The sequence below is a fragment of the Marinomonas lutimaris genome (assembly GCF_019426345.1).
Taxonomy (GTDB): Bacteria; Pseudomonadota; Gammaproteobacteria; order Pseudomonadales; family Marinomonadaceae; genus Marinomonas; species Marinomonas lutimaris.
The window spans coordinates 603,856-626,318 of the sequence record NZ_JAHLLW010000001.1 but is presented as its reverse complement, the minus strand read 5'-3'; the positions used below and the strand labels follow the sequence as shown (position 1 = coordinate 626,318).

At 43.8% G+C, this 22,463-nt stretch carries 18 protein-coding genes; 9 read left to right on the top strand and 9 right to left on the bottom strand.

What is annotated here, in order from left to right; genetic code table 11:
* Positions 1-50 precede the first annotated feature (50 nt).
* The 4 genes from KPL72_RS02800 to KPL72_RS02785 form a co-directional block, all read right to left on the bottom strand.
* Complete coding sequence (locus tag KPL72_RS02800; protein WP_219701771.1) at positions 51-4,196, bottom strand: CHASE domain-containing protein; 4,146 nt, start codon at positions 4,194-4,196, stop codon at positions 51-53.
* Positions 4,197-4,492: 296 nt separating this feature from the next.
* Positions 4,493-4,993 carry a GNAT family N-acetyltransferase gene (locus KPL72_RS02795; RefSeq protein ID WP_212917445.1) on the bottom strand — a complete coding sequence of 167 codons (501 nt, stop codon included), beginning with the start codon at positions 4,991-4,993 and terminating at the stop codon, positions 4,493-4,495.
* A gap of 22 nt (positions 4,994-5,015) precedes the next feature.
* A complete protein-coding gene (locus KPL72_RS02790; RefSeq protein WP_219701770.1) occupies positions 5,016-5,774 on the bottom strand; it encodes a polysaccharide lyase family 20 protein in 759 nt (252 codons plus the stop codon).
* A gap of 164 nt (positions 5,775-5,938) precedes the next feature.
* Positions 5,939-6,808 (bottom strand): DUF4394 domain-containing protein, encoded by an 870-nt coding sequence (locus tag KPL72_RS02785; RefSeq protein ID WP_249422055.1) that lies wholly within the window; start codon positions 6,806-6,808, stop codon positions 5,939-5,941.
* Between the two features lie 255 nt (positions 6,809-7,063).
* Here KPL72_RS02785 and KPL72_RS02780 point away from each other — a divergent pair, with 255 nt between their 5' ends.
* Both KPL72_RS02780 and KPL72_RS02775 read left to right on the top strand, forming a co-directional pair.
* Positions 7,064-7,306, top strand: a complete 243-nt coding sequence (locus tag KPL72_RS02780) for a type II toxin-antitoxin system ParD family antitoxin (RefSeq protein WP_111608278.1) — start codon at positions 7,064-7,066, stop codon at positions 7,304-7,306.
* The gene (locus KPL72_RS02775; RefSeq protein ID WP_219701768.1) at positions 7,303-7,602 is read left to right on the top strand and encodes a type II toxin-antitoxin system RelE/ParE family toxin; all 300 of its coding nucleotides are present in this window, start codon (positions 7,303-7,305) and stop codon (positions 7,600-7,602) included. The genes KPL72_RS02780 and KPL72_RS02775 overlap by 4 nt, the downstream gene beginning before the upstream one ends.
* Before the next feature lie 90 nt (positions 7,603-7,692).
* On the opposite strand, the gene KPL72_RS02770 is transcribed toward KPL72_RS02775, so the two are convergent.
* From KPL72_RS02770 to KPL72_RS02755, 4 genes are all read right to left on the bottom strand, one after another.
* Positions 7,693-9,060 carry a PIN-like domain-containing protein gene (locus tag KPL72_RS02770; RefSeq protein ID WP_219701767.1) on the bottom strand — a complete coding sequence of 456 codons (1,368 nt, stop codon included), beginning with the start codon at positions 9,058-9,060 and terminating at the stop codon, positions 7,693-7,695.
* Between the two features lie 124 nt (positions 9,061-9,184).
* Positions 9,185-9,553, bottom strand: coding sequence for a hypothetical protein (locus tag KPL72_RS02765; RefSeq protein ID WP_219701766.1), 369 nt, complete (start codon positions 9,551-9,553; stop codon positions 9,185-9,187).
* Between the two features lie 96 nt (positions 9,554-9,649).
* Complete coding sequence (locus KPL72_RS02760) at positions 9,650-10,474, bottom strand: abortive infection family protein (protein ID WP_219701765.1); 825 nt, start codon at positions 10,472-10,474, stop codon at positions 9,650-9,652.
* A 517-nt stretch (positions 10,475-10,991) separates the two neighbouring features.
* The gene (locus KPL72_RS02755; protein WP_219701764.1) at positions 10,992-11,969 is read right to left on the bottom strand and encodes a helix-turn-helix domain-containing protein; all 978 of its coding nucleotides are present in this window, start codon (positions 11,967-11,969) and stop codon (positions 10,992-10,994) included.
* Between the two features lie 227 nt (positions 11,970-12,196).
* On the opposite strand from KPL72_RS02755, the gene KPL72_RS02750 reads away from it, so the two are divergent.
* The 3 genes from KPL72_RS02750 to eat all read left to right on the top strand — a co-directional run bounded on the left by KPL72_RS02750 (position 12,197) and on the right by eat (position 16,043).
* Positions 12,197-13,618 carry an ethanolamine ammonia-lyase subunit EutB gene (locus KPL72_RS02750; RefSeq protein ID WP_219701763.1) on the top strand — a complete coding sequence of 474 codons (1,422 nt, stop codon included), beginning with the start codon at positions 12,197-12,199 and terminating at the stop codon, positions 13,616-13,618.
* Positions 13,615-14,496: an ethanolamine ammonia-lyase subunit EutC gene (gene eutC / locus KPL72_RS02745; RefSeq protein WP_249422054.1), complete on the top strand. Its 882-nt coding sequence runs from the start codon at positions 13,615-13,617 to the stop codon at positions 14,494-14,496. The genes KPL72_RS02750 and eutC overlap by 4 nt, the downstream gene beginning before the upstream one ends.
* Positions 14,497-14,636: 140 nt before the next feature.
* Positions 14,637-16,043, top strand: coding sequence for an ethanolamine permease (gene eat / locus KPL72_RS02740; protein WP_219701762.1), 1,407 nt, complete (start codon positions 14,637-14,639; stop codon positions 16,041-16,043).
* A gap of 95 nt (positions 16,044-16,138) precedes the next feature.
* Here the strand turns inward: eat and KPL72_RS02735 are convergent, their stop codons facing one another.
* The gene (locus tag KPL72_RS02735; RefSeq protein WP_219701761.1) at positions 16,139-17,575 is read right to left on the bottom strand and encodes an NCS1 family nucleobase:cation symporter-1; all 1,437 of its coding nucleotides are present in this window, start codon (positions 17,573-17,575) and stop codon (positions 16,139-16,141) included.
* Between the two features lie 267 nt (positions 17,576-17,842).
* On the opposite strand from KPL72_RS02735, the gene KPL72_RS02730 reads away from it, so the two are divergent.
* From KPL72_RS02730 to KPL72_RS02715, 4 genes are all read left to right on the top strand, one after another.
* Entirely contained in the window at positions 17,843-18,508 is a 666-nt protein-coding gene (locus KPL72_RS02730) for a GntR family transcriptional regulator (protein WP_219701760.1), read from the top strand.
* Positions 18,509-18,515: 7 nt separating this feature from the next.
* Entirely contained in the window at positions 18,516-19,247 is a 732-nt protein-coding gene (locus KPL72_RS02725; RefSeq protein WP_219701759.1) for an aspartate/glutamate racemase family protein, read from the top strand.
* Positions 19,248-19,286: 39 nt separating this feature from the next.
* Positions 19,287-20,213 (top strand): allantoinase PuuE, encoded by a 927-nt coding sequence (gene puuE, locus KPL72_RS02720; protein WP_219701758.1) that lies wholly within the window; start codon positions 19,287-19,289, stop codon positions 20,211-20,213.
* 137 nt (positions 20,214-20,350) lie between these two features.
* Positions 20,351-22,462, top strand: coding sequence for a TonB-dependent receptor (locus KPL72_RS02715; RefSeq protein WP_219701757.1), 2,112 nt, complete (start codon positions 20,351-20,353; stop codon positions 22,460-22,462).
* Position 22,463 lies beyond the last annotated feature (1 nt).

Genomic DNA, 22,463 nt, shown 5'->3' with positions numbered 1-22,463 from the left:
CTTTAAATTTTGGCTCAAGCGTTAATGCAGGTTTATCGGATAACGGCGGTCTAGACGTCCTTGCCTCGATAACCTTCTACCCATGTGCTTACCACATTAATAAGCTTTGCTGGGTTAATAGGTTTCGTTAGAAAATCGTTCATACCTGCCTCCAAGGCACGGTTTTTTTCTTCGACTAATGCTCCAGCAGTTAGGGCAATAATGGGTAATGATGTTAACCCTAAATCGTTTCTAACTCGTGACGTTGTCTCAAGGCCATCAATCCCCGGCATTTGCACATCCATTAATACAGCATCGAAGTTATTGGATGAATCATTTAACTGGGCTAATGCTTCCTCACCACTGTTTGCGGTCTGAACGACAGCGCCGTTATGCTCTAAGATACGGCTCACAACCAGAAGATTCGTCGCACTGTCATCCACAACAAGCAGCCGAATACCCAATAACAATTTTACTCCAGCCGCCTCAACAATACTTGATGGCTGCACGCGTTTAGAATTACCTGCATTGAGAGGTACAATGTTATTCATCGCACTAAACAGAGTGGTTGAAGTGATAGGTTTTAATAAAAAGTGATTGATCAAATGCTCAGAGTCTTTTGATGCCATACTGTCTTTATTGTGGGATGAGAGCATCAGAACCGCAGGGAGATGTTCTCTACCGATAGTAGCAACAAGATGGCTAATCGCACTGAAACCACCTTTTGAAGGGATTTGATGATCCACAATAATGGCATCGGGGGCGCGTAACTTATTATTTTGACGAGTGATATAGGCTTTAACAAGATCCTCGCTACTCCCCACAACTTCAGATCGCCAGCCAAGCGAGCGAGCAATTTGTTTAAGCTGCTCGGCGTCCACAGGGTCATCTTCAGCAATAAAAACAAAGAGCGTTTGATTTTGATTTTCTTGTGCTGCGATTTCTTCCAATGTTTGGGTTTTAAGCGGTAGATCCACCCAAAACTTACTACCAAAACCCTCTCTACTTTCAACACTAATCTTACCGCCCATTAACTGAACCAACTGATGCACTATAGATAATCCTAAGCCAGTACCACCAAAACGGCGAGTGGTGCTCGAATCTGCTTGCGTGAAGGGTTTGAATAAACGCGACTGAGCATCAGATGAAATACCAATTCCTGTATCTATGACAGTTAACCGTACATTCACCAGATCTCCTGGCAATGTCTGCTCGCTGGTTATCACCTCAGCACTAATGGACACTTTACCTGCGGAAGTGAACTTCAGAGAATTACTAAGCAAATTCACCATTATTTGGCGCAATCTAACGCTATCCGCTATCACCCAAGACGGAAGTTTAGAGTCTAATTCAACGTTGAATTCGACACTCTTGGCTTCTGCTTGAATGGCGAACAGACTCGATACCTCTTCGCAAAGCTCGCGTAACTCGACAGGCTGTGTTTCCAGCTCCATTTCGTTCGCTTCAATTTTCGACAAATCTAACACATCATTAACAATGCCAAGCAACGATTTCCCAGAGACCTGAATTTTAGAAACCAATTGATGCTGGGCGTCGGTTAATTGATCTTCAGACAAGAGATAACTTAGCCCAATAATGGCATTAAGCGGTGTACGAATTTCATGACTGGTGTTCGCTAAAAAGGCACTTTTTGCTTCTGTCGCTAATTCAGCGTCGCGTAAGGCTGCGCGAAGCTTTTCTTCTATAGCAAGTCTTTCACTAATATTGCGTACTGAAGCGGATACCAGTATTTTTTCATCTAGGCGCACCGCGCTTAAGCTGATCTCAGCTGGAAATTGAATCCCATTGCTTCCTAATGCAAAAAGCTTTTCGTCGCGCCCTAGAACGATTGCCTGATCACCCTGATATTCTTCTAATATTCGCGATTCACTGACTTTTTTAGAATACTCTGGCAATAATTTTTGTATGCACTGCCCTTCTAATTCAAACCTATCATAACCAAATATTTTTTCGACTTGCGCATTGACCATCTGAATAATGTCATATTCATCAACTACAAAGGTTGCATCCGGTGCCGATTCCAATAATCCTTTGAAACGCATCATTTCTTTATTTTTTTGGTTTTCTAACTGTGCGTTTAAGGCATCTTTATGACGTATTTTCCCACTTAACCAAACCCAGTATTGAACAGTAAAACCTATAAAAATAACGGAAAACAGGACGGCAATAACATAGCCAATGTCGATGGCTACTTTTTTGAAGAGTGAAAATTGAGAGGTTGTGCTATAGACGTTCAAAACCCGCTCGTCATCACTATTGCCCAGCGAAAAACGTCCTTGCTCTGCGAATACACTACCGTTCTGTCCCTTAAAGCTCATTAAATCAAAAGCGTTTAGGCCATAAAATAAAGAAGCAGAGGTAAATTCATCCTGCCAACGGTGAGGATTACCATATTCGAACGTAAAAGCTTTAGACGCATTAGGATGAAGTAAATAATCACCGTTTTTGTTGGTTATGTATAAATCGGTATCTTTGACGACATGTTCAGCCGTAGTTTTAAGAATATTCTCAGCACTCACGTTAATAATAATGATACCGAATACACTGCCATCAGTATGAAACAAAGGCGTAGAAAAGCGCCAAATAGGTCGACTAGGCTGTTCGATTTTCCCTAATTTACGATTTAAATTAATGTCTGACTGGAAGACACGATCAATCCCAGCTTGAAGCGTTTGAGCAATATACGTTTCACTTTCTTTAGATTGGAGCTCTTCCCCACTAAATGCTCTCAGGTCTTCACCAATACGCTGCACTTTGACTCGCTCATACCAACCATTACTAGCTTCTATAAATCGCACTTGATGCACATCTTTGTTAGACAGCATATAAGCTTTAAAAATATCAGCCAGTCGCTCATTCCATAGCGATAACGCTGCCACGGTTTTTCCTGATTGAATGTCCTCTGTTTGTAATTTTTCTAAAGCAACAATGGCAGGGGTATTCGCAAGATAAAGAGTATCTCTGCGATAACTCGTCGCGTCCTTATTTAGGCTTGAAAGCGCAGCACCTTTTGTTTTTGAAAGGCTATCACTCACCTCTATAAAATGACTTTGTACAATTAACCAACCCACCCCAAAAAGCATTAGAAAGGAAAGCAGCAAGGCGAATTTGAAGGATCGCTTAACACGTGTACGACTTAGAAAAACCAATAAACTACGAAAACTTAGTTGATAACTGTCGGTATAAGACTCTTCCTTCTCACCATTAATACCTAGCAAATTAATGATAAAAAGCGTCAACAGAGTAAGCCCTAAACCAAACACAACAAACCAACTCACCGCCCAAGGCTTGACCTGATTTACATCTTGGATTGAAGGAACCAGCTCCATCTTCCAATGCTGACCTAACACATAGATATTACGCACCACTTTGTCTTCTAATGACCCAAGCGTTTCTGTGTCTTTTGAACGATAAAACGGCTCACTTTCTGTAAGATTGGTTAAAGAGACATAGGATTGGTCTGTTAAAGAATCAAGATTAGCTAATACTTCGTCAATGACTAACGGAGCGTAAGACCAACCCATTACCGCACTTTCACGGGCTTCCATGGTGTTCAAAACAACATTGTCAGAATAAATAGGCAGCAGTACGAGTGCACCTTTACGAGGCTTTTTATTCGCTTGTACAAGGGTGATCGGAGCCGTTAAATAAGGTACATCCTTTCTAGCCGAAAGTAAGGCGGCAGAGCGGCGATTCGCTTCTGATCCAATATCAAGCCCGATGGCTTGTTTGTTTTTATAAGTCGGATAAATATATTGGATAACAAAACGGTCGGTATCGTGTGGTGCTAAAGCTCGAATCGAAAAATTGGGCGTGCCATCTTCTCTAGTACGAGCAATAAAACTTGCCTCTTCAGCGAGCGGAACCCGGCGAATAAAACCGAAACCCAGAGCGCCAGGAAACTCATGCTCAATATCACGGCTATGGCTGTAGTTTTCGAATTGCTTGCGGGTAATATTATCAACTCCCACGCTCACAATCGCCCCTCTGAGACCTCGCAAACCATACTCATAATGTTTAAACCGTTCGGCAATCAAGCTCTCAGCTTTATTAGCAAGGTCATCGGTGTATGACTTTACTTCGTATTCATTTTGATAGTTAACCGTACTGACCACAACAGAGGTGGTTAGAATGCCAAACAACAGTGGAAGCCAAAAGGTTAGAAAGCCAATTTTACGGGCCTTTTTTTTATTCATATGTAATAACTACTTTGTACTTCTTCAGCATAAACGGGACGGAAAAAGTAATAGCTTTGAAGAAATAAAACCCGCAACTATTCTTATTAGAAACCCCCATGACCAATTCCCTCCCTTTAACATTCACTTCGACCTGAATATAAAAGGTAGACCAAGCCATTTATTAAAAAAAGAAGAGTATTGATTAAAAGGGTAAAGGTATGTAATCAGGCTTAACACACTGCGTAAAACAAACAGTCGTAACCTCTATTCAGAGATAGCAAAAAAGAGCCATTTTCACTTGAAAAACTGTCGCCTTAACCAACCTCTTTCTCGAACCATTCCACGTCCCAGTATTGGCCAAATTTTCGGCCTACTTCTAGGTAGACACCAACGGATTCAAAACCGAACTTTTCATGGATAATTTGTGAGGCTTCATTAGGTAAAGTGATGCCAGCGTAGGCGCGATGTACGTCTTCTGTTTCCAATTGCTCGAACAGCTCAAGGTACAAGGCGGTTCCCAAACCTCGACCTTTGGTATTTGGCTTTAGATAAATACTGACTTCCACTGAGGTTTCATAAGCGCGTTTAGGCTTGAATTGCCCACTGCAGGCGTAGCCAAGAATTTCTCCGTCTTGTTCCGCCACCAGTAAACGATACCGACCTGTTGGCGCAAACTGCGAAAACCAAACAGCTCGACCTTCTAACGTGTACGGCTCTATATCAAAAGTAGTCGCCGTATTTACTATGTAGTGATTATAAAGATCGGTTAATGCGGGTAAATCCTCAATGACAGCTGGACGAATTTGAACGCTCATTTTATCTCCCGATGGCAATTATCTAAGGCTGAAGCGATGCTCTATTTTTACCACGCTTCACATTGCTGTAATAGACAATTTGCGGCGGCACAGCGTTTAACTGCTTAGCTTGTTTATATCGTGATAAAAAAGATCGATACACACCGTATTTAAAATACACAATATCTGCGTCCATCGTCGGGCCTTGGTAGTCGACTTTTTGCTTGCCGTTTACCCAAACTTGGAACGCACCAGAATCGTCTTTTTCCCAACGAGCATATACTTCGATTTTATGCCACTGGCCTCGCAGATCAGCCTCACTAATCAACTCGTAGTATTGCTTAGTACCGGAAATATGATCATCTAGATGGTACCCGCCACGGCCATTTTGAAACATCCAAATAGGGTGAGAATTAGCTTGATGAAATTGACCGAGAGCCACCTTGGTTGGAAAAACATTGGGATAATCATCGGGGAAATAAATCGACCAACCGTACCAAGCGTCACTACCTGCTGGCGTCGTTTTCTGCTGCTCGGATAACTCACTGCGTTCGCGATCTTGCTCGCAATCGTTCCAGCCTTTATTCCAGTAGCAGTCTCCTGGACGCACCTCGAATTTCTCGATTAGTTTAGTTGATGCGCTATCAGTAATGTCTTGAATAACTTGATAACCATAGCTCGTATTATTTAACGAACGCATAAAAGGACCAAAGTCCCCATGATTCATATCTTGCTCAACAGACTGTGCCTGAACGGGGATAGCCAAAAAATACAGCCATAAGGCTATTAAAAAACGAGACATGGGAAGCAAACCTTATTAATTACTCACCTCATCATTCTAAAGTTTGCGAGAGCAGTTCGCCAAATAGTTGTCGACTAATTAAGGTCAAGATGAAGAATACGGGGATTTTTCATCTTAACCTTGCCTATCATTGAATTACTACTGGTGTAAAAACCCCTTTGCCATTATTTGCCGCCAGAGACAGCAAAACCACTAAAGCCCCCCATTGGTAGGTCGGCCATTAAGGTTGCCGCGCCTGTCGTCAGGTCTATAGAGTAAAGGCCGGCTTTTGATGCACCTTCGAGCTGCAATATGGCGTAAGCCGCGTCAGAACCTTCTTTAGCAGAAACAATATCGAAGCCACCCATTGATGATAGGTCAACGGCCTTGCCATTAACGGTGATCTTAGCGACGGTTTTTAATTCGCCGGCATTATTAGCAAGGCTGACCAATGAGTCTGTTTTGCTGTCTAACGCAAACTGGAAAGTGCTCGACGCTTTAGCTCCGGCAATGGCGTTTGTATAAGCGTTGGCAAAAATTTCAGGCGTCATGCCTTCGTTGCTGTCGCCTTTTACATAAAAGGTAGAGGTGAATTTCAATACGGAATTAGCGCGCTTATCTTGGTCACCAAAACCGACTGGGAAATACACCAAGTTTGTCCCGTCAGAACCCACCATACGAACAGCATCGATAGCGTTATTAAAATCCATCGCGGTGGCTGACGCCCCCTTGGAAATCATGGCGCCATTTGTGAAGGTAGCACCCAGATCGGTTAGCTTGCCAGTCTTAGTATTCACAGCATAAACCGCGCCGTTAGTATAGCCCAACAGCTCGCCTGTGACGGGACGATAAGCCACGGCATCCAGCTTATTGCTTAGGGTAAAAGTGTCCATTTTAGCAGGAGACGCGATAGACCCCATTGTGATCAAAGTCGTTCCATTATTAGCAAGCGCGTACCCAGCGACAGGGCTAGCTTGGTCCGATGTTCCGTAAAAGCCAGTTGAACAAGCAGAAACAGCGAAAGCAGTCGTGGCAGCAATAATCGTCTTTTTCATCATAATCATCCTATATGAGTTTTATTAGTAAACCTGGTGTCACCCAATTGGGTGGCTCATACAGAGATACTCATATTTAAAAAAAAGGTTTCAGATAAACGATATTTTTTAAAAATAATTTTCGGAGCGATGAAAAGACAAGGATTAACGACGTCCACTCGTAACGAATAGGCTTACATTGTTTGTCATCCTCCACTTGCGATACAACCAACCCAGTACCATAATTAGGTATTATTTGGTATTAAGGAGATCACAATGGCGAAAAATACTAGCATTACGCTTGGTGAACATTTTGATAGCTTTATCAGTAGCCAGGTCCAAAGTGGACGCTATGGTTCAGCAAGTGAAGTGATTCGTTCCGCTTTACGTTTACTTGAAACACAAGAAACGAAAATGAACACCTTACGACAGCTGCTCGTTGAAGGTGAAGAAAGTGGTATGGCAGATTATGACCTCGATTCGTTGATCAATGAACTCGATAACGAAGAGAAAAAATGAAACTATTCCGACTTACCATCAAGGCAAAATCCGATTTAAAAGATATTGCCGTATTTACCTCCCGTCGGTGGGGGCGAGAGCAGCGAAATATTTATCTAAAACAATTCGATGAGTCATTTTGGCTATTAGCTGAAAACCCTGACATTGGCAAAGCGTGTGATGAAATCAGAGATGGCTACCGAGAGTTTCTGCAAGGAAGCCATGTTATTTTTTATCAACAAATTGGTAGTCAGAATATTCAAATTATCAGGATCTTACATAAGAGTATGGATGTGAATCTAATGTTTGGGGCATAACGCCGCATTAAGGTGTGAGCGACGTTTGGCTATACTTGAGCGAAGCGAAAACGCCAAGCGTTGCGAATCACTCTTAAATGCTTTGTTAGCTTATTTTTTTAATCGAATCTTACGAACTACGGGATCGCCATCAAAATTGAGACCAAATAAACATTCGACGATTGAGCCAACTTTGAAGTCACTAAACTGGCAACTATCGTCTGTTGTAAGCTTGTGAAAATATAAATTACCATTTTCATTTTCAATAAAACCATAACGATCTTTTATAGAGACAACTCGACTCTCATGCACTGTAAATTGCTGGTCGTCAAAAGAATAGTCTTGGCGACGACAATTGACAGCGGTTATATTTTCGTCATGCTCTTTAAGCGTAAACCTTAGGTACTCTTGACGCTTAAGATTAAAGAAATCATCTTTATCGTCAAATGAATTGACATTGAAGTAAACGGTTTCACCATCGTTATAAATGAACCCGAAACCTTTATCATGATCAATTGTCATGACAGCTGCTTCTCGATACTTTAAGTCCTCTTTGCTGCCACCATGAATATTCTCTAGTGATAGGCTTAATGGCTTTTCAGCATTTAGAATATAAACTATCTGCCCCGTTTCAGCATAAGTATGCTCGATATAATGGATATGCGGTGACATTTTGCCACCAATCCAGTCCCCTTTGCTTTTCTCATGAGTTAAGAAAACAGCATTTACTTTATTTTGCGCGACAAAGTCCAAAATCTCATGATAGATAATAAAGTCTCCATAAGGATAATCTTTCTTATTTTTCCGATCACCAGAACCAGGAAAGACACAATATTGTTGACTAGATGAGTTTGCATTATCTAGGTTATCGGACAAGCGCTCGTACAGTTTGATAATTTCACTTATCCTACCGTCTTCTAACTTCGGTGTTTTTTTCAGCACCAAGCAAGTATCTAGAAGTTCATCAACTACTTTAATGTCTTTCAAATCACTCGTAGTCCGTTCTATTTTACTTTTTAACTCTTCTCCCAGTTGTTCAATGTCTAGAGCCTGAATCAAGTTTTCTTCTATTTTTAGTAGTTTTTCCCACTCATCAGGATAGTCGGCAAGCAATAGTTTTTTATTTGAACTCAAAAATTGCTTAAACTTATTTTTTGAATCTGCAACGGCTGACTCCAACGAAGTTGGAATTTTTCTTAATGGCTCAAACAAGTCTGACTCTATGTTCTTAACTCGGTTTCGTCGAAACTCAACTTGTACCTGATGAGTGAGGTAAATGTTTTCTCGATTATCCCTGAGAAAAGACAACAGTTTCGCTTTTTCCGCCGAAGCCATACCATAGTAACTAATCAGAACATTGGTATCCAAAAATATAGCAATATTCTCCAGTTTAAAAGCACTCTGAAAGCTCTCTGAGTACGCTTTCAATGCTTTTGCCGAAATTTCTACATCTAGTTCTTTTGTTATATCAAATTCCAAATTTAACCTCCAAATAAGCTAACACCCACATAAGGGGCAGGAACACATGGGCTAAAATAGGAGCGAAGCGACAGCGCCCACGTGTTACTGTCCCAGAGAGCTTGCGACCGACTTAATGTGATTGTTAGCAATTGAATGGCTTGTCCTCAAGACACCCATTTGACGATAAGGAGACATTAAACCTTTTGAATAATGCCATGAACTCCATGAGCCCCATATCAACATCTACCCTTTTTGTTCTATATTCAGAACTGTCAGCCCCGATTGCTCTCAGTCCGTTCTCATCAGTTATTAAAAATGTAACGAAAACAGGGTCAATGTTGTCTTTGTTATGGTTCTCGCCTGAAAACATTTTGATCCCAATAAGGAACTCATTATCGGACATATGCTCATGCTCGCGCAGCCAGTCAGAAGCTGTTTCGAAGTCAGCTCTGTCTGCGGCGGCAGTGCCTGTCATATCATTGTATTGTACTGAAGCTTTAAATATTTCCATTTAGCTAATTCCTTCAATTGCTAACGTCCGCAGCACGCGCGGCTTTGTAGTGAAGGCGAAGCCGCAACGAAAAAGCCGTCGCCGTGCCTGCGATTGTTAGGCTTTTTTTGCATGTAGCATCTCCATAATGAAGACCACCAAAGTGTGCGCAGCATTAACAACAAGCCGTGCCTCTGCAACCACAATACTTGGTGGGCTAGACCCACGACCATGAGCAGAACCTATGTGTGACCTAAAGGCACCAACACCATCAATGATTGAAGAAATACCTTTAAGCACTTTGTGCTGATCAGCTGCCAGAGTGACATCGGTATTTAGTGCAAGGTGCGGCTGAACGACGCCCCACAGTGGCATTACATTAAGTTTATTTGGCATAGCTAGATCATCGAAGCTTTCGATGTAGAACTTTAGCGTGGCTTCGATAATTGAACAGGATGCAGTTATTGATGCATGAGGATCACTTTGGATATGCTCGATTGCTCTCTCAAATTCCTTTTCAATGGATGAGAAGTCACCTGACCTCAGATAGTCTTCCAGAGTTTTAGTAATTGGTGTTGAGCCTGCTTTCGTCACGTATCCATTGGTTCGATAGACTAATTGATTTTTCGCTAATGCGGCGTTAATTCTCGCTTGGCCTTCGGTCACCTTGGTTGATGATGGCCCACCAAAAAGTGAAGAGGGCGGCTCCTGATCCATGTACTCTTGAATCACAGCGCCCAGAACTTCTAGCGCATCAGTTTTAGGCTCTTCGTTACAACGCTTTAGCCAGTTACTGCACTTCTTTTCGCAATTACCCTCAGGCACATCTCCTGGCGCTCCACTTTCCATAAAGAGCGTATCAAGCTTGGAGTGACTGTAGTAATGCTCAGCGATTACAGAAGCTACTGCTCCGATAACCGAATTTGGTATTTGATGATTCAAACTCGAATCTCCGTGAGCCTAACATTTTAATAGTGCGCTTGCGCATCTACACTGTTTTTAAGTTCCATAAAAATCCCTGTAAAACTCTGATTCTATGTCACTTTTTAACCTTTCCCACAGGCTGGTTAGTTGGAAATCCGAGCGTGCGGGTTTACACATTTATTCACAGCCTGTTATTTCGGCTGCTGATATTCTGAGCTATTGATACTAAAGGCCTTTCTGGCTTACTACCAGTACAAATACGCAAAATAGGACTATTCAAAACAGGCAAACCGAGCCAAAAGTCGGCAGTCATAAAAATAAACTGTATATTTGCACAGATTTCGGTCAATTATCCACAAGGAGTATGTGATGTCTTCTAGCCCTTTCCTCAATTTTATTCGCCATGAGCTGCGGCTACGCGGTTATAGCTTAAAAACAGAGAAGTCTTACCTGTATTGGATTAAATATTTTCATTCGATTCCATAAGCTACAACACCCTCAGAACATGGGCGCAGAAGAGGTAAGAGCTTTTTACTCAACCACTCAACCCCGTAAGTGTTTTTGAAGGCGTTTCACCAAACAGTTGTTTGTAGTCTTTTGAGAATTGGCTTAAATGCCAGAATCCCCATTGGACGGCGATGTCGCTGACGGCTTGTCCATGTTGCGCTTGAACTAGTGAACGGCGCACGCCGTTTAGTCGGCTGATACGCAGATATTGAATCGGGCTGACGCCAAGGATACTTTCAAAACTGTATTGCAAGGTACGACGGCTGACGTTGGTTATTTCACACAATTGCGTCACGGTAACGGGTTCATCAAGGTGATAATCTAAAAACTGACGAGCAGTATCTACAACGCTTTTACGGTGATAATAGCTTTGTGTTTTGGCGGGCTGTGGGGTTTCTACTTTAAGTACTTCAAGCAAGGCCATCATCACGATGTCTTGCTGCAGGCGTGGCGGTGTGGTGTTGTTTTGCAACGACAACAAACGTGCCAGCACAAAGCGCACTTCCTCTAAGGTTTTATCGGGTACACCTAGGCGGCCACATTCGGTGAGTTCTTTCCAATTTAGATCCACCCCGTGAATCGCCGCCATTTTGATCAGCTTTGATCGATCCACCACTAATCCATATAAATCATAATCCTGCGGTGTGGATAGCTGAAAATCACAATCGCCCGGTCGGCACATAATATTATTGGGATTGATGGTTAAGCCGTTGATGCGACTCTCTTCTTGATCAACAAGAGGAATCCCCAGCCAAACAGAGTCCGGCCAAACGACGCATTTTTGCTGCAAGGCTTGGCTGGTGTGTTCACAAAACACCTGCAATCCCTCAAAAGGCAACTCGACAATACGACCGTAAAAACTTCCACGGCTGATTTGATCGTACTCTTGCTGCCAGTTGGTCAAATTACTCGCATGCAAATCGGCATCGTGAGCTTCCGACAATCTAACTTTCGATATGTGAGGGGAAAAGCCCTCTTTTGGTGCATTTTTGAGGTTTAACGACATATCTTCATCCCGCTATATATCGATTTTTATTAAATGTTTATTTAATAAAAATCTAACTCATTGAAATATATAGACATTAATATTTTTGCCATTATTCGATAACGTCGGTTTATGGATTTCCGTAATGTTAACTAACGTTATATATGTTCAAGCTATGCAAGATTTACACCCTTTTCTTGTTTGCTTTTTTGAACCAACACCATGTCAGTAAAGCGCGTGAGATAATTATGAGCAAGCCAAATTCGACTTTTCAGTTTAAGAACACAGTAGGCGAACGCACCTTCGGCTTTGTCGATCTTGCCGATTTAATGGCGAAAGCAACACCCGCACGTTCGGGGGATCGCTTAGCCGGCGTTGCGGCCCAAAGCGCCGAAGAACGCGCCATCGCGCAGATGACGCTTGCCGATGTACCACTGAGCCTTTTCCTAGAACAAGCCCTCGTTCCCTATGAAGAAGATGAAATTACCCGACTAATATTAGACGATCATGACAAAAGCGCTTTTTCTTTGATTTCTCATCTGACCGTGGGGGGATTTCGTGATTGGTTGTTAAGCGACCTTGCCTCCAGCGAAATACTGATTCAGATCCGCCCCGGTGTGACGCCAGAAATGGCCGCAGCGGTCAGTAAAATTATGCGCAATCAGGATTTAATCTTGGTCGCGAAAAAGTGCCATGTCAAAACCGCGTTTCGTAACACCATTGGCTTACCGGGACACTTGTCGACCCGCTTACAACCCAACCACCCAACCGACGATTTAACTGGCATCGCGGCCAGCATGTTAGACGGTTTGCTCTACGCCAATGGCGACGCTGTGATTGGTATTAACCCTGCCACAGACAACGTGCAGCAAGCCACACGCTTGATCAAGATGATGGACGAAGTCATCCAGCATTATGAAATCCCGACTCAATCCTGCGTTTTAACTCACGTAACCAACACCATCGAATGCATCGAACAAGGCGCGCCAGTGGATTTGGTTTTCCAATCGATTGGCGGCACTCAAGCGACAAACGACAGCTTTGGTTTCAATCTCGCCAATCTGGCAGAAGCCCAAGACGCGGCTTTGTCGCTGAATCGCGGTACGGTTGGCAATAACGTCATGTACTTTGAAACGGGCCAAGGCAGCGCCTTGTCGGCCAACGCCAATCACGGCTTGGATCAGCAAACCTGCGAAGCTCGCGCATACGCAGTAGCTCGGAAATTCAATCCATTGCTGGTTAACACCGTGGTTGGGTTTATCGGTCCAGAATATTTGTACGATGGCAAAGAAATTACCCGCGCGGGTTTAGAAGATCACTTCTGCGGCAAGTTACTTGGTTTACCAATGGGTTGCGACGTGTGTTACACCAACCACGCGGAAGCCGATCAAAATGACATGGATAATTTACTGACACTGTTAGGTGTCGCGGGTTGTACTTTTGTCATGGGTATTCCCGGTTCCGACGACATCATGCTGAACTACCAGACAACGTCTTTTCATGATGCTTTATACGCTCGCCGAGTATTGGGGTTAAAACCCGCGCCAGAGTTCGACCTTTGGTTAGCTAAAATGGAAATCTTCAAAAACAACGAGCAATTCACTCTCAACCACCAGCTACCCGATGCGTTTCATAAGTCACTCAATCGTATGATTGGAGGTCGTTCATGAGCCACGACATCCCTAAATCCGACATCCCTAAACCTAATAAGTCTTTCTCAACACACCCGCATGCAGAGCCAGTAACAGAGAATGCATGGAGCAAGCTCAATGCCTTTACCGATGCGCGAGTGGGTTTGGGCCGTTCTGGTATCAGCGTCCCAACCAAGCATTTATTGGCCTTTCAGCTGGCCCATGCTCAAGCGATCGATGCCGTGCACACGCAACTCGATAGCAACGCGTTAGCCAAAGCTCTGGTAGAGCAAGATTGGGCGAAAGATTGGACGAGAAACTGTGCCCCCCTACTCTTGCACAGTCGCGCGACGGACCGCGCAACCTATCTACAGCGTCCAGATTATGGCCGCAGATTAGATGAAGAATCGGCACACAAACTAGACGAGCACCGAGCTTCCACCTCACAAAGTTATGACCTTGCGATTGTCGTGGTGGATGGTTTGTCGTCGCTGGCAGTAGAGCAAAATACTTTGCCTTTTTTACAAGCACTGTCTGGCTATATCAAGGGCTGGAACATCGCGCCTGTTTGCTTTGTTGAACAAGGCCGCGTTGCCATTGGTGACGATGTGTGTGAGCGGCTAAACGCCAAATGTGTCTTGGTATTAATCGGTGAACGTCCGGGGCTGAGCTCGCCAGATAGCTTAGGCTTGTATCTCACTTGGGGTGGCAAAGTCGGATTTACCGACGCCTACCGCAATTGTATTTCCAATGTTCGCCCAGCGGGTTTGGTGTATCAAGAAGCGGCGCGGAAAGCCTTTTATCTATTAAACGAAGCACGAACCCTGAAACTGTCTGGCGTCAAACTAAAAGACAGATCGGACGATGATTTAATCGTAGACACCTCACAGGAGTCAAAAAACTTCCTCATCTCCTAATACGAGGAAAAAAATAAGGAAAAAAACAAAACGCACGAATATATACAAACAGAAAAGCAAGAAAACTATAAGCCCACTGGGCAAAAATGACGGTTTAAAACTCAACTTATAGAGCACAACTGGAACAAAAGGAAACTAAAATGTCTGATCAAATCAATAAAGAATATCTGGCGAAACGCCAGCTAAAACGAGGCTCCGCGGGCTGGATTCTGCTCGCGGGTTTGGGCGTATCTTACGTGATATCTGGTGACTTCGCAGGCTGGAACTTTGGTATTGCCGAAGCGGGCTGGGGCGGGTTTGCCATCGCAGCAGCGCTAATGGCCGTGATGTATTTCACCTTGGTTTTATCCTTGGCAGAAATGTCTGCCGCTATCCCAGCGGCGGGCGGCGGTTACAGTTTTGCTCGTCAAGCGATGGGGCCTACTGGTGGTTATTTAACCGGCCTAGCGGTGTTAATTGAATACGCTTTGGCACCTGCCGCCATTGTTATATTTATCGGTTCTGCGGTGGAATCCCTATTAGGGTTTAACGGACCTTGGGTCTACGCCGCGTTTTATCTTGTCTTTATCGGTATTCACTTAGCCGGTGCGGGCGAAGCGCTAAAAGTCATGATGGTCATCAGTGGCTTGGCGGTTATCGCCATCCTAGCAACAGCGGTTGCACTGATTGGTGATTTTGACACTAGCCGTTTGTTTGATGTTGCTGTAACCGATGCTGCTGGCGCGTCTGAGTTTATGCCAATGGGTTGGTATGGTGTTTGGGCAGCGCTGCCATTTGGTATGTGGTTGTTCTTGGCTGTTGAAGGTGTTCCTTTAGCCGCAGAAGAAGCCAAAGACCCAGCAAAAGATGTACCTAAAGGCATTATCGGCGCGATGATTTTCTTACTGTTTACTGCACTCTTGGTGGTGTTTTTATTAGCGGGCGCTGCTGGTGCAGATGCGATGGGTAAGAGCGCGGTGCCTTTGGTTGATGCCTTAAACTTTGCGGGTCACAGCTCTTTGGCAACAGCAGTAAACGTTCTCGGTCTTGCTGGTTTGATAGCGTCTTTCTTCTCTATCATCTACGGTTACAGCCGCTTAGTCTTTGCTCTGTCTCGTGCAGGTTACATTCCACAAAGCTTGTCAGTAACAGACAAACGTAAAGTCCCTGCTCGTGCTTTGATCGTTCCTGGTATTTTGGGCTTCCTTGCTTCTTTGACGGGCGAAGGCGATCTTATGCTTGCCATGGCCGTGGTTGGCGCAACAGTGTCTTATGCTTTGATGGCGTTAAGCCATATCTTGTTACGTATCAAACAACCAAACATGGAACGTCCTTATAAAACACCGGGCGGTATTTTCACCTCGTCTATCGCATTTATTTTATCGCTATTGGCTTTGACTGGTGTTTACGCTTACGATCCACGCGCATTTTTCTACACGTTAGTCTTGTTCGCCATCGGCGCTGCTTACTACTTCTTGTACAGCAAGAATCGCCTTGTGGCGAAAACACCTGAAGAAGAGTTCGACATGCTGGCGGCGGCGGAAGCGGACCTTGCTGCAACGGCTTAACAACACTTTTCACTGAGTAAAAAAACAAAGCCCCGTATTCCTTTCCTAGGGAATGCGGGGCTTTTTAATTCTATTGACACTAATGTAAAACGATTTTACGACTTAGCAAGATTCATGCTTTGCAAAGCTGCGCGCTCTGGCTCCATCATGTAACGATAAGACAAAGCCGCCACAATACCACCAATGAAGATGGCGTAGTTTGCCAAGGCGCTAAACACAAAGGTCGCCAAGATAGACACCGCACCCGCAATAATCAGAGCATAGACACTCTTCTTATTCACGCCATTCTCATACCAATAAGCGCCTTTAGGAGACTCTGTATACAAAGCTGCCACATCGATATGACCTTTTTTGATAAAGAAGTAGTCGACAATAATAATGCCGTACAAAGGCCCAATCATCGCGCCCAACACATCCACTGTATAGTGAATCACTTCTGGGTTATTGAATAAATTCCATGGCGTTAGCAGCACAGAACCAAACGCGGCAATAAAACCACCCGCTTTAAAGCTGATTTTCTGTGGTGATACGTTGGAGAAATCAAACGCTGGCGCCACAAAATTCGCCACGATATTGATGCCCACTGTCGCAAAGATAAACGTCAGCGCGCCAAGAACGGTGATAAAACCAGAATCTAAACGTTTCACTGTTTCTACTGGGTCAGTAATCATCTGACCAAAAACAGGAATCGAAGCGGAAACAATCACCACACTGAACAAAGAAAACAGCACAAAGTTAACTGGCAAGCCCAATAGGTTACCTAGTTTCAATTTTTTATAACTACCGCAGTAACGAGAGAAATCACTAAAGTTTAAGGTTGGCCCAGCAAAATACCCAGCAACCAAGGCAATCGCAATGAACATCTGCACGTACACATCCATGCCTGTCAGATTATTTGAACTCAAGTTAAAACTGATGTTTTCCCAACCCGCTCGATCCACCATATAAATACACAAAGCAAACATGGCCACATAAATAGCCGGACCAGACCAATCGATCACTTTACGAATCATGTCCATACCGAACATAAACACAATACCTTGCACAATCCACATGGCAGAAAAACCAATCCAACCTAAGTAAGAAAGCCCTACGAAGGATTTATCCGCAAGAGACGCCATTTCAGGGAAGAAATACAACAAAAGAATAATAAAGGAGCTAGACGCCAAAAAGGTTTGAATACCGTACCAAACGACCGCGATCAAGCCACGAATGATGGCCGGAATATTGGCACCGAACACACCAAAAGACATTCGCGCTACTACAGGAAAAGGGATACCGGCTTTTTGTCCCGGCTTACCCATCAGATTGGCAAACACCAATACGATAGAAATCCCCAATAACAAACTGATAAATACCTGAATACCATTTAACCCTAATGCAAACAAGCTGGCAGCAAACACATAACCGCCCACGCTATGAACGTCTGACATCCAAAAAGCGAAGATACTATACCAACCCCATTTTTGATCTTTCTCCGGCAAGAGATCGCTATTTGCTAATCTAGGGCTTTGCTCAAATTCTTGTTTCATGATTGCGTTCCTTTTTAATTGTATACAATGTTAAATACAATTTATGTGCCAAAAAACAGAACCCAAAGAACTTAAGTAAAAATAGGAACATGAACCCAAAAAACCAATATTTACTGCACCATTCCAAGTCAAAACAAGAAAACCACACCAATATTGTGCACAATCAATTCATTTTTTGTTTAAGATGTACGAAACAAACTAGCATGCTATATTGTCTTAAGAACTATATTTAACAAGATATCGTATACAATTTATAGAGAAGCACTCATGTCGAATGACGAGAATATTTACCGACAAATGCTAAAGGCCATTGTCGAACACCAATTACCACCAGGAGCGCGTTTACCAGAAGACCGTCTATCAGAAGCTTTTGGTGTGAGCAGAACCGGCATCCGCAAAGTATTGCAGCGACTCGCCTTAGAGCATTTTGTAGTGATCGAAAAAAACAAAGGCGCGCAGGTAAACCATCCAAGCGAAGCCGAAGCATTAGAAGTTCTAGACAGCCGCATATTAATTGAGCCGCAACTCATTCCAGCCTTACTTGGTTATTGGAATGCAGAACATTCTGAGCGTTTTCGCACCATGGCGAAGGAAGAAAAATACGCAGAAGAAGGCAACCAACTAGCAGACTCTATTCAGCTAACCGCTCGTTTCCATTATGAGTTAGCGACGCTAGCAGGCAATAAGGTACTAGCGAATTTTGTCCAACAACTGTGCTATCGCTCTTCACTTATTCTCGCCGCTTACGGTACTCGCGGCAGTGTCGGTTGCGACTGTGGAGATCACTCGGAGCTTCTGGACCTTCTCGATCAAGGACACACAGATAAGGCGCAACACTGGATGAGTCATCACCTTAGACACATCAAATCTTCGCTTATTCTTGATAGCAAACCCGAAGAAAATATCGATTTTCAAAGACTTTTTGCCCGCTAGGAGCACCATGCGAATTCAGCTCATTAACCCAAACACCAGCGCCGACATGACTCACGCTATGGCATTGAGTGCTCAATCTGTCGCGCTAGAAACAACTCAAATTATTGCCTGTACGCCTGAGCATGGACCAAAAAGCATCGAATGTGCTTTTGATGAGGTCATTGCTAGCGCCGCTCTTCTTGATCTTATCGAACAAGGCAAACAACAAGGCGTTGATGCTCACATCATTGCTTGTTTTGGCGACCCTGCTTTAGACGCCGCCCGTGAATTAGCTGACGCCCCCGTGATTGGCATTGCTGAAGCAGGTTTTCACATGGCCAGCCTGATCGCCCATCGTTTTGGGGTTGTGACCACGCTATCTCGCACTTTACCAGCGAGTGAACATTTACTACAAAAGTATGGCCATAAGCATCATTGTAGCGGTGTCAGAGCCACCGACATTCCCGTTTTGGCATTAGAAAATATCGACCCAGCGGCTTACTTACTACTAAAAACGGAATGCCTTGCGGCCATAGAGCAAGACGGTGCAGAAGCAATTGTATTAGGTTGCGCAGGCATGTCGAGTTTGGTGGAAAAGCTGTCTGCTGAATTACCTGTTCCTATCATTGACGGCGTTGTCGCCGCGGTAAAACTGGCAGAATCATTGCATCAGTTAGGACTACAAACCTCTAAAAAAGGTCAATACGGACAGCGTGTTAGCAAAGCCTTTACTGGGCGTTATTCCCTCTGGAGTTTATAACCGCTGCTAAATGACATAAAAAATAATGGAACACAGACCATGAAACACTATTTAGAACGCGATTACGCGGGTTATGGCCGCCAAGGGTTGCCAAACGTAAAATGGCCAAACAATGCACGAGTTGCTGTCCAGTTTGTTTTAAACTTCGAAGAGGGTGGAGAAAATTGCGTTCTTCATGGCGATGAACACGCTGAAACTTTTTTGTCCGAAATATTCGGTGCGCAGCCTTTCAAAGACCGCCACATGAGCATGGAATCCCTTTACGAGTACGGCTCCCGCACTGGTGTGTGGCGCATTCTCAACGAATTCGAAAAACGCGGCTTACCGCTGACGATTTTTGCCATTGCCACCGCATTACAACGTAACCCAGAAGTGGCAAAAGCCTTTGTGGAAGGCAAACACGAGATTGTCTGTCATGGCTTAAAATGGATTCATTACCAAGAAATGCCCATCGAGCAAGAACGCGAACACATGCAACAAGCCCTCGCCTTGATCGAAGAAGTCACTGGCGTTAAACCCGCTGGCTGGTACACAGGGCGAGACTCGCCTAATACTCGCGCCTTAGTCACAGAACAAGCGCAACTCAAATACGACTCAGACAACTATGGCGACGACCTACCTTATTGGGTGAAAGTCGATACACCCGATGGTGGCAGCAAACCGCATCTAATCGTGCCTTACACGCTCGACTGCAACGACATGAAGTTTTCTTCCCCATACGGTTTCAATCACGCAGAAGAATTTTTCCAATACTTGAAAGACAACTTTGATTGTTTATATGAAGAAGGTGCCACCGCACCGAAAATGATGTCTATCGGCATGCATTGCAGAACCCTTGGCAAACCAAGCAGATTCATGGCACTGAAGAAGTTTTTAGATTACGTACAATCCCACGACAACGTCTGGATTGCTCGCCGTGAAGACATCGCTGATCACTGGATTAAAAACCACCCACCAAAACTGTAGGTTTTTTATTTATGAGGATAAACAAAGGGTTATCCTCATAACTTACTCTTTTTAAAATATCTTCACCGCCATTCATTTGATAATGGTTATTGAATACATTAGCATTTACATAAATTTACTATTATTGGACTTATGAGATGTTATCCAAAAAACCTTACACGGCGATTATCCTATTGCCTTTCGCCCTTAGTGCCTCACAAACCACCTTTGCAGAAACGGAATCCATAAGCCTCGATGAACTAGTTATCCAAACCAGCCGATCGAATACCAAAAAGGATGACAGTCCCCAGGTCATTACTGTCATCACTCGACAGCAAATTGAAGATCAACTATCTATTAGCTCTGACAGCTCGCAGGTGCTTTCTAGCCTTCTACCAGCCTATGCGCCCAATACGCAAAAATTAAACGATAGTAGCCAATCCTTTCGCGGTCGTTCTGTTTTATACATGATAGATGGTGTTCCACAGTCTAATCCACTTCGTGACGGTAGCCGTGCAGCACACACCATTGACCTTGCTATGGTAGAACGCATTGAAGTAATCCATGGTGCAAGCGCAATTCATGGATTAGGAGCAACTGGCGGTATTATTAACTTCATCACCAAATCAAATCGTTCAAACGAATTAAAACAACACGTCGATGTACAACTGACCACACCGACAGATGAATTAAAAAGCGATTCTCTGGCCTATAAAATTGGCTATCAAGTAGAAGGTGCACAAGATAATTTTGACTACCTTGTAGGTTTGACCAACGAAGTACAAGGCGTTTACCTTGATGCCGACGGCGATTATGTAGGCTCGGACTCTACTCGTGGCGATACGATGGATTCAAAAAGCTACGATGCTTTCGTCAAGCTTGGTTACTGGCTGACTGATGATCAAAGACTGGAACTTGAAGTTAACAAGTACCGATTAAAAGGACGAATGAACTTCACTGGTGTCAACGGAGACAGATCAAACGGCGTTCCAACCAGCTCAATCAAAAGCACACCAAGAGGTCTTGCTCCATACAACGATGTTCAAACTACCAGTCTTGCTTATACCGACAGCGACCTTGATGGTATGGAGCTTAAAGCGCAAGTCTTCCACCAAGATTTTGAAGGCCGTTATGGCGCAACGAACTCCGGAAGCTTTCAAGACTCCAGCATTGCACCAAGTGGCACACTTTATGACCAAAGCCAAAACCAATCAGAAAAAATCGGTGCAAAATTCAGCTTAACTAAAGACGACCTGTTAGATAACGATTTAAGCGTCACTGCAGGCTTAGATTTGTTACAAGACACCACCAGTCAGACGTTAATATTGACTAATCGCACTTATGTTCCTGAAACGGAATACACCAATTACGCGCCATTCGTGCAATTTGAATACCGACCAACTGATCGCTTAGTACTACAAGCTGGTGCCCGGAATGAACACGCTAAGTTAGACGTAGACACTTACCAAACAGTTGCAGCGAATAACAGTGTGACAGTAAATGGAGGCAAGCCGAGCTTTAGTGACACGGTTTACAACGCTGGTGCTGTTTTTAAGATCACACCTGCTGTCAGTGTATTTGCCAACTACTCAGAGGGATTTGGTATGCCTGATGTCGGACGCATATTACGCACAGTGAAGGGAGCCAACTATGATGTGGATACACTAATTGACCTCGATCCGGTTGTAACTACCAATTATGAAGTAGGATTCCGTATTAATAAAAATACATACGACTTTGAGGTCAGCGCGTACCAGTCTAATACAGACTTAGATAGCAATGTTGTTCCACAGGACGACATATATATTATTGAACGGAGAAAGACAGAAGCTCATGGTTTAGAAGCTTCTTTAGGATTCCAGCTAAACAAGGACCACAGACTACAAGCCAACTATTCTTATGTTCAGGGTAAGTATGACAGTAACGACGACGGGAAAGTGGATACAAAACAAACTGGAGCAAATATTTCACCTAATCGCTTAGTGACTTCATGGAATGCTCGTTGGAATGACAAGCTATCCTCTTTGCTGCAAGTCAATCATGCCTTTGACAGGAGCTTCGATGATGACGAGTTAAAGTTTGATGGCTACACCCTGGTCGACGCATCCGTTGGTTACAAACTTCCGGTTGGTAAAATGAGTGTTGCTGTCGCCAACGTATTTAACGAAGACTACTTCACTTACTACTCTCAAAGCTCTGTCAAAACGGATGATCTTTACTTTAAGGGTCGAGGCCGTACTGTGACACTGGCTTATGGTTTAGACTTTTAGC

Bases quoted from the DNA above. Each gene is read 5' to 3' on its own strand.
- KPL72_RS02795 (WP_212917445.1), bottom strand. From the start codon at position 4,993: ATGAGCGTTCAAATTCGTCCAGCTGTCATTGAGGATTTACCCGCATTA.
- KPL72_RS02785 (WP_249422055.1), bottom strand. From the start codon at position 6,808: ATGAAAAAGACGATTATTGCTGCCACGACTGCTTTCGCTGTTTCTGCT.
- KPL72_RS02755 (WP_219701764.1), bottom strand. From the start codon at position 11,969: ATGTCGTTAAACCTCAAAAATGCACCAAAAGAGGGCTTTTCCCCTCAC.
- KPL72_RS02775 (WP_219701768.1), top strand. From the start codon at position 7,303: ATGAAACTATTCCGACTTACCATCAAGGCAAAATCCGATTTAAAAGAT.
- KPL72_RS02800 (WP_219701771.1), bottom strand. From the start codon at position 4,196: ATGAATAAAAAAAAGGCCCGTAAAATTGGCTTTCTAACCTTTTGGCTT.
- KPL72_RS02715 (WP_219701757.1), top strand. From the start codon at position 20,351: ATGTTATCCAAAAAACCTTACACGGCGATTATCCTATTGCCTTTCGCC.
- KPL72_RS02765 (WP_219701766.1), bottom strand. From the start codon at position 9,553: ATGGAAATATTTAAAGCTTCAGTACAATACAATGATATGACAGGCACT.
- puuE (WP_219701758.1), top strand. From the start codon at position 19,287: ATGAAACACTATTTAGAACGCGATTACGCGGGTTATGGCCGCCAAGGG.
- KPL72_RS02725 (WP_219701759.1), top strand. From the start codon at position 18,516: ATGCGAATTCAGCTCATTAACCCAAACACCAGCGCCGACATGACTCAC.
- KPL72_RS02735 (WP_219701761.1), bottom strand. From the start codon at position 17,575: ATGAAACAAGAATTTGAGCAAAGCCCTAGATTAGCAAATAGCGATCTC.
- KPL72_RS02750 (WP_219701763.1), top strand. From the start codon at position 12,197: ATGAGCAAGCCAAATTCGACTTTTCAGTTTAAGAACACAGTAGGCGAA.
- eutC (WP_249422054.1), top strand. From the start codon at position 13,615: ATGAGCCACGACATCCCTAAATCCGACATCCCTAAACCTAATAAGTCT.
- eat (WP_219701762.1), top strand. From the start codon at position 14,637: ATGTCTGATCAAATCAATAAAGAATATCTGGCGAAACGCCAGCTAAAA.
- KPL72_RS02730 (WP_219701760.1), top strand. From the start codon at position 17,843: ATGTCGAATGACGAGAATATTTACCGACAAATGCTAAAGGCCATTGTC.
- KPL72_RS02780 (WP_111608278.1), top strand. From the start codon at position 7,064: ATGGCGAAAAATACTAGCATTACGCTTGGTGAACATTTTGATAGCTTT.
- KPL72_RS02790 (WP_219701770.1), bottom strand. From the start codon at position 5,774: ATGTCTCGTTTTTTAATAGCCTTATGGCTGTATTTTTTGGCTATCCCC.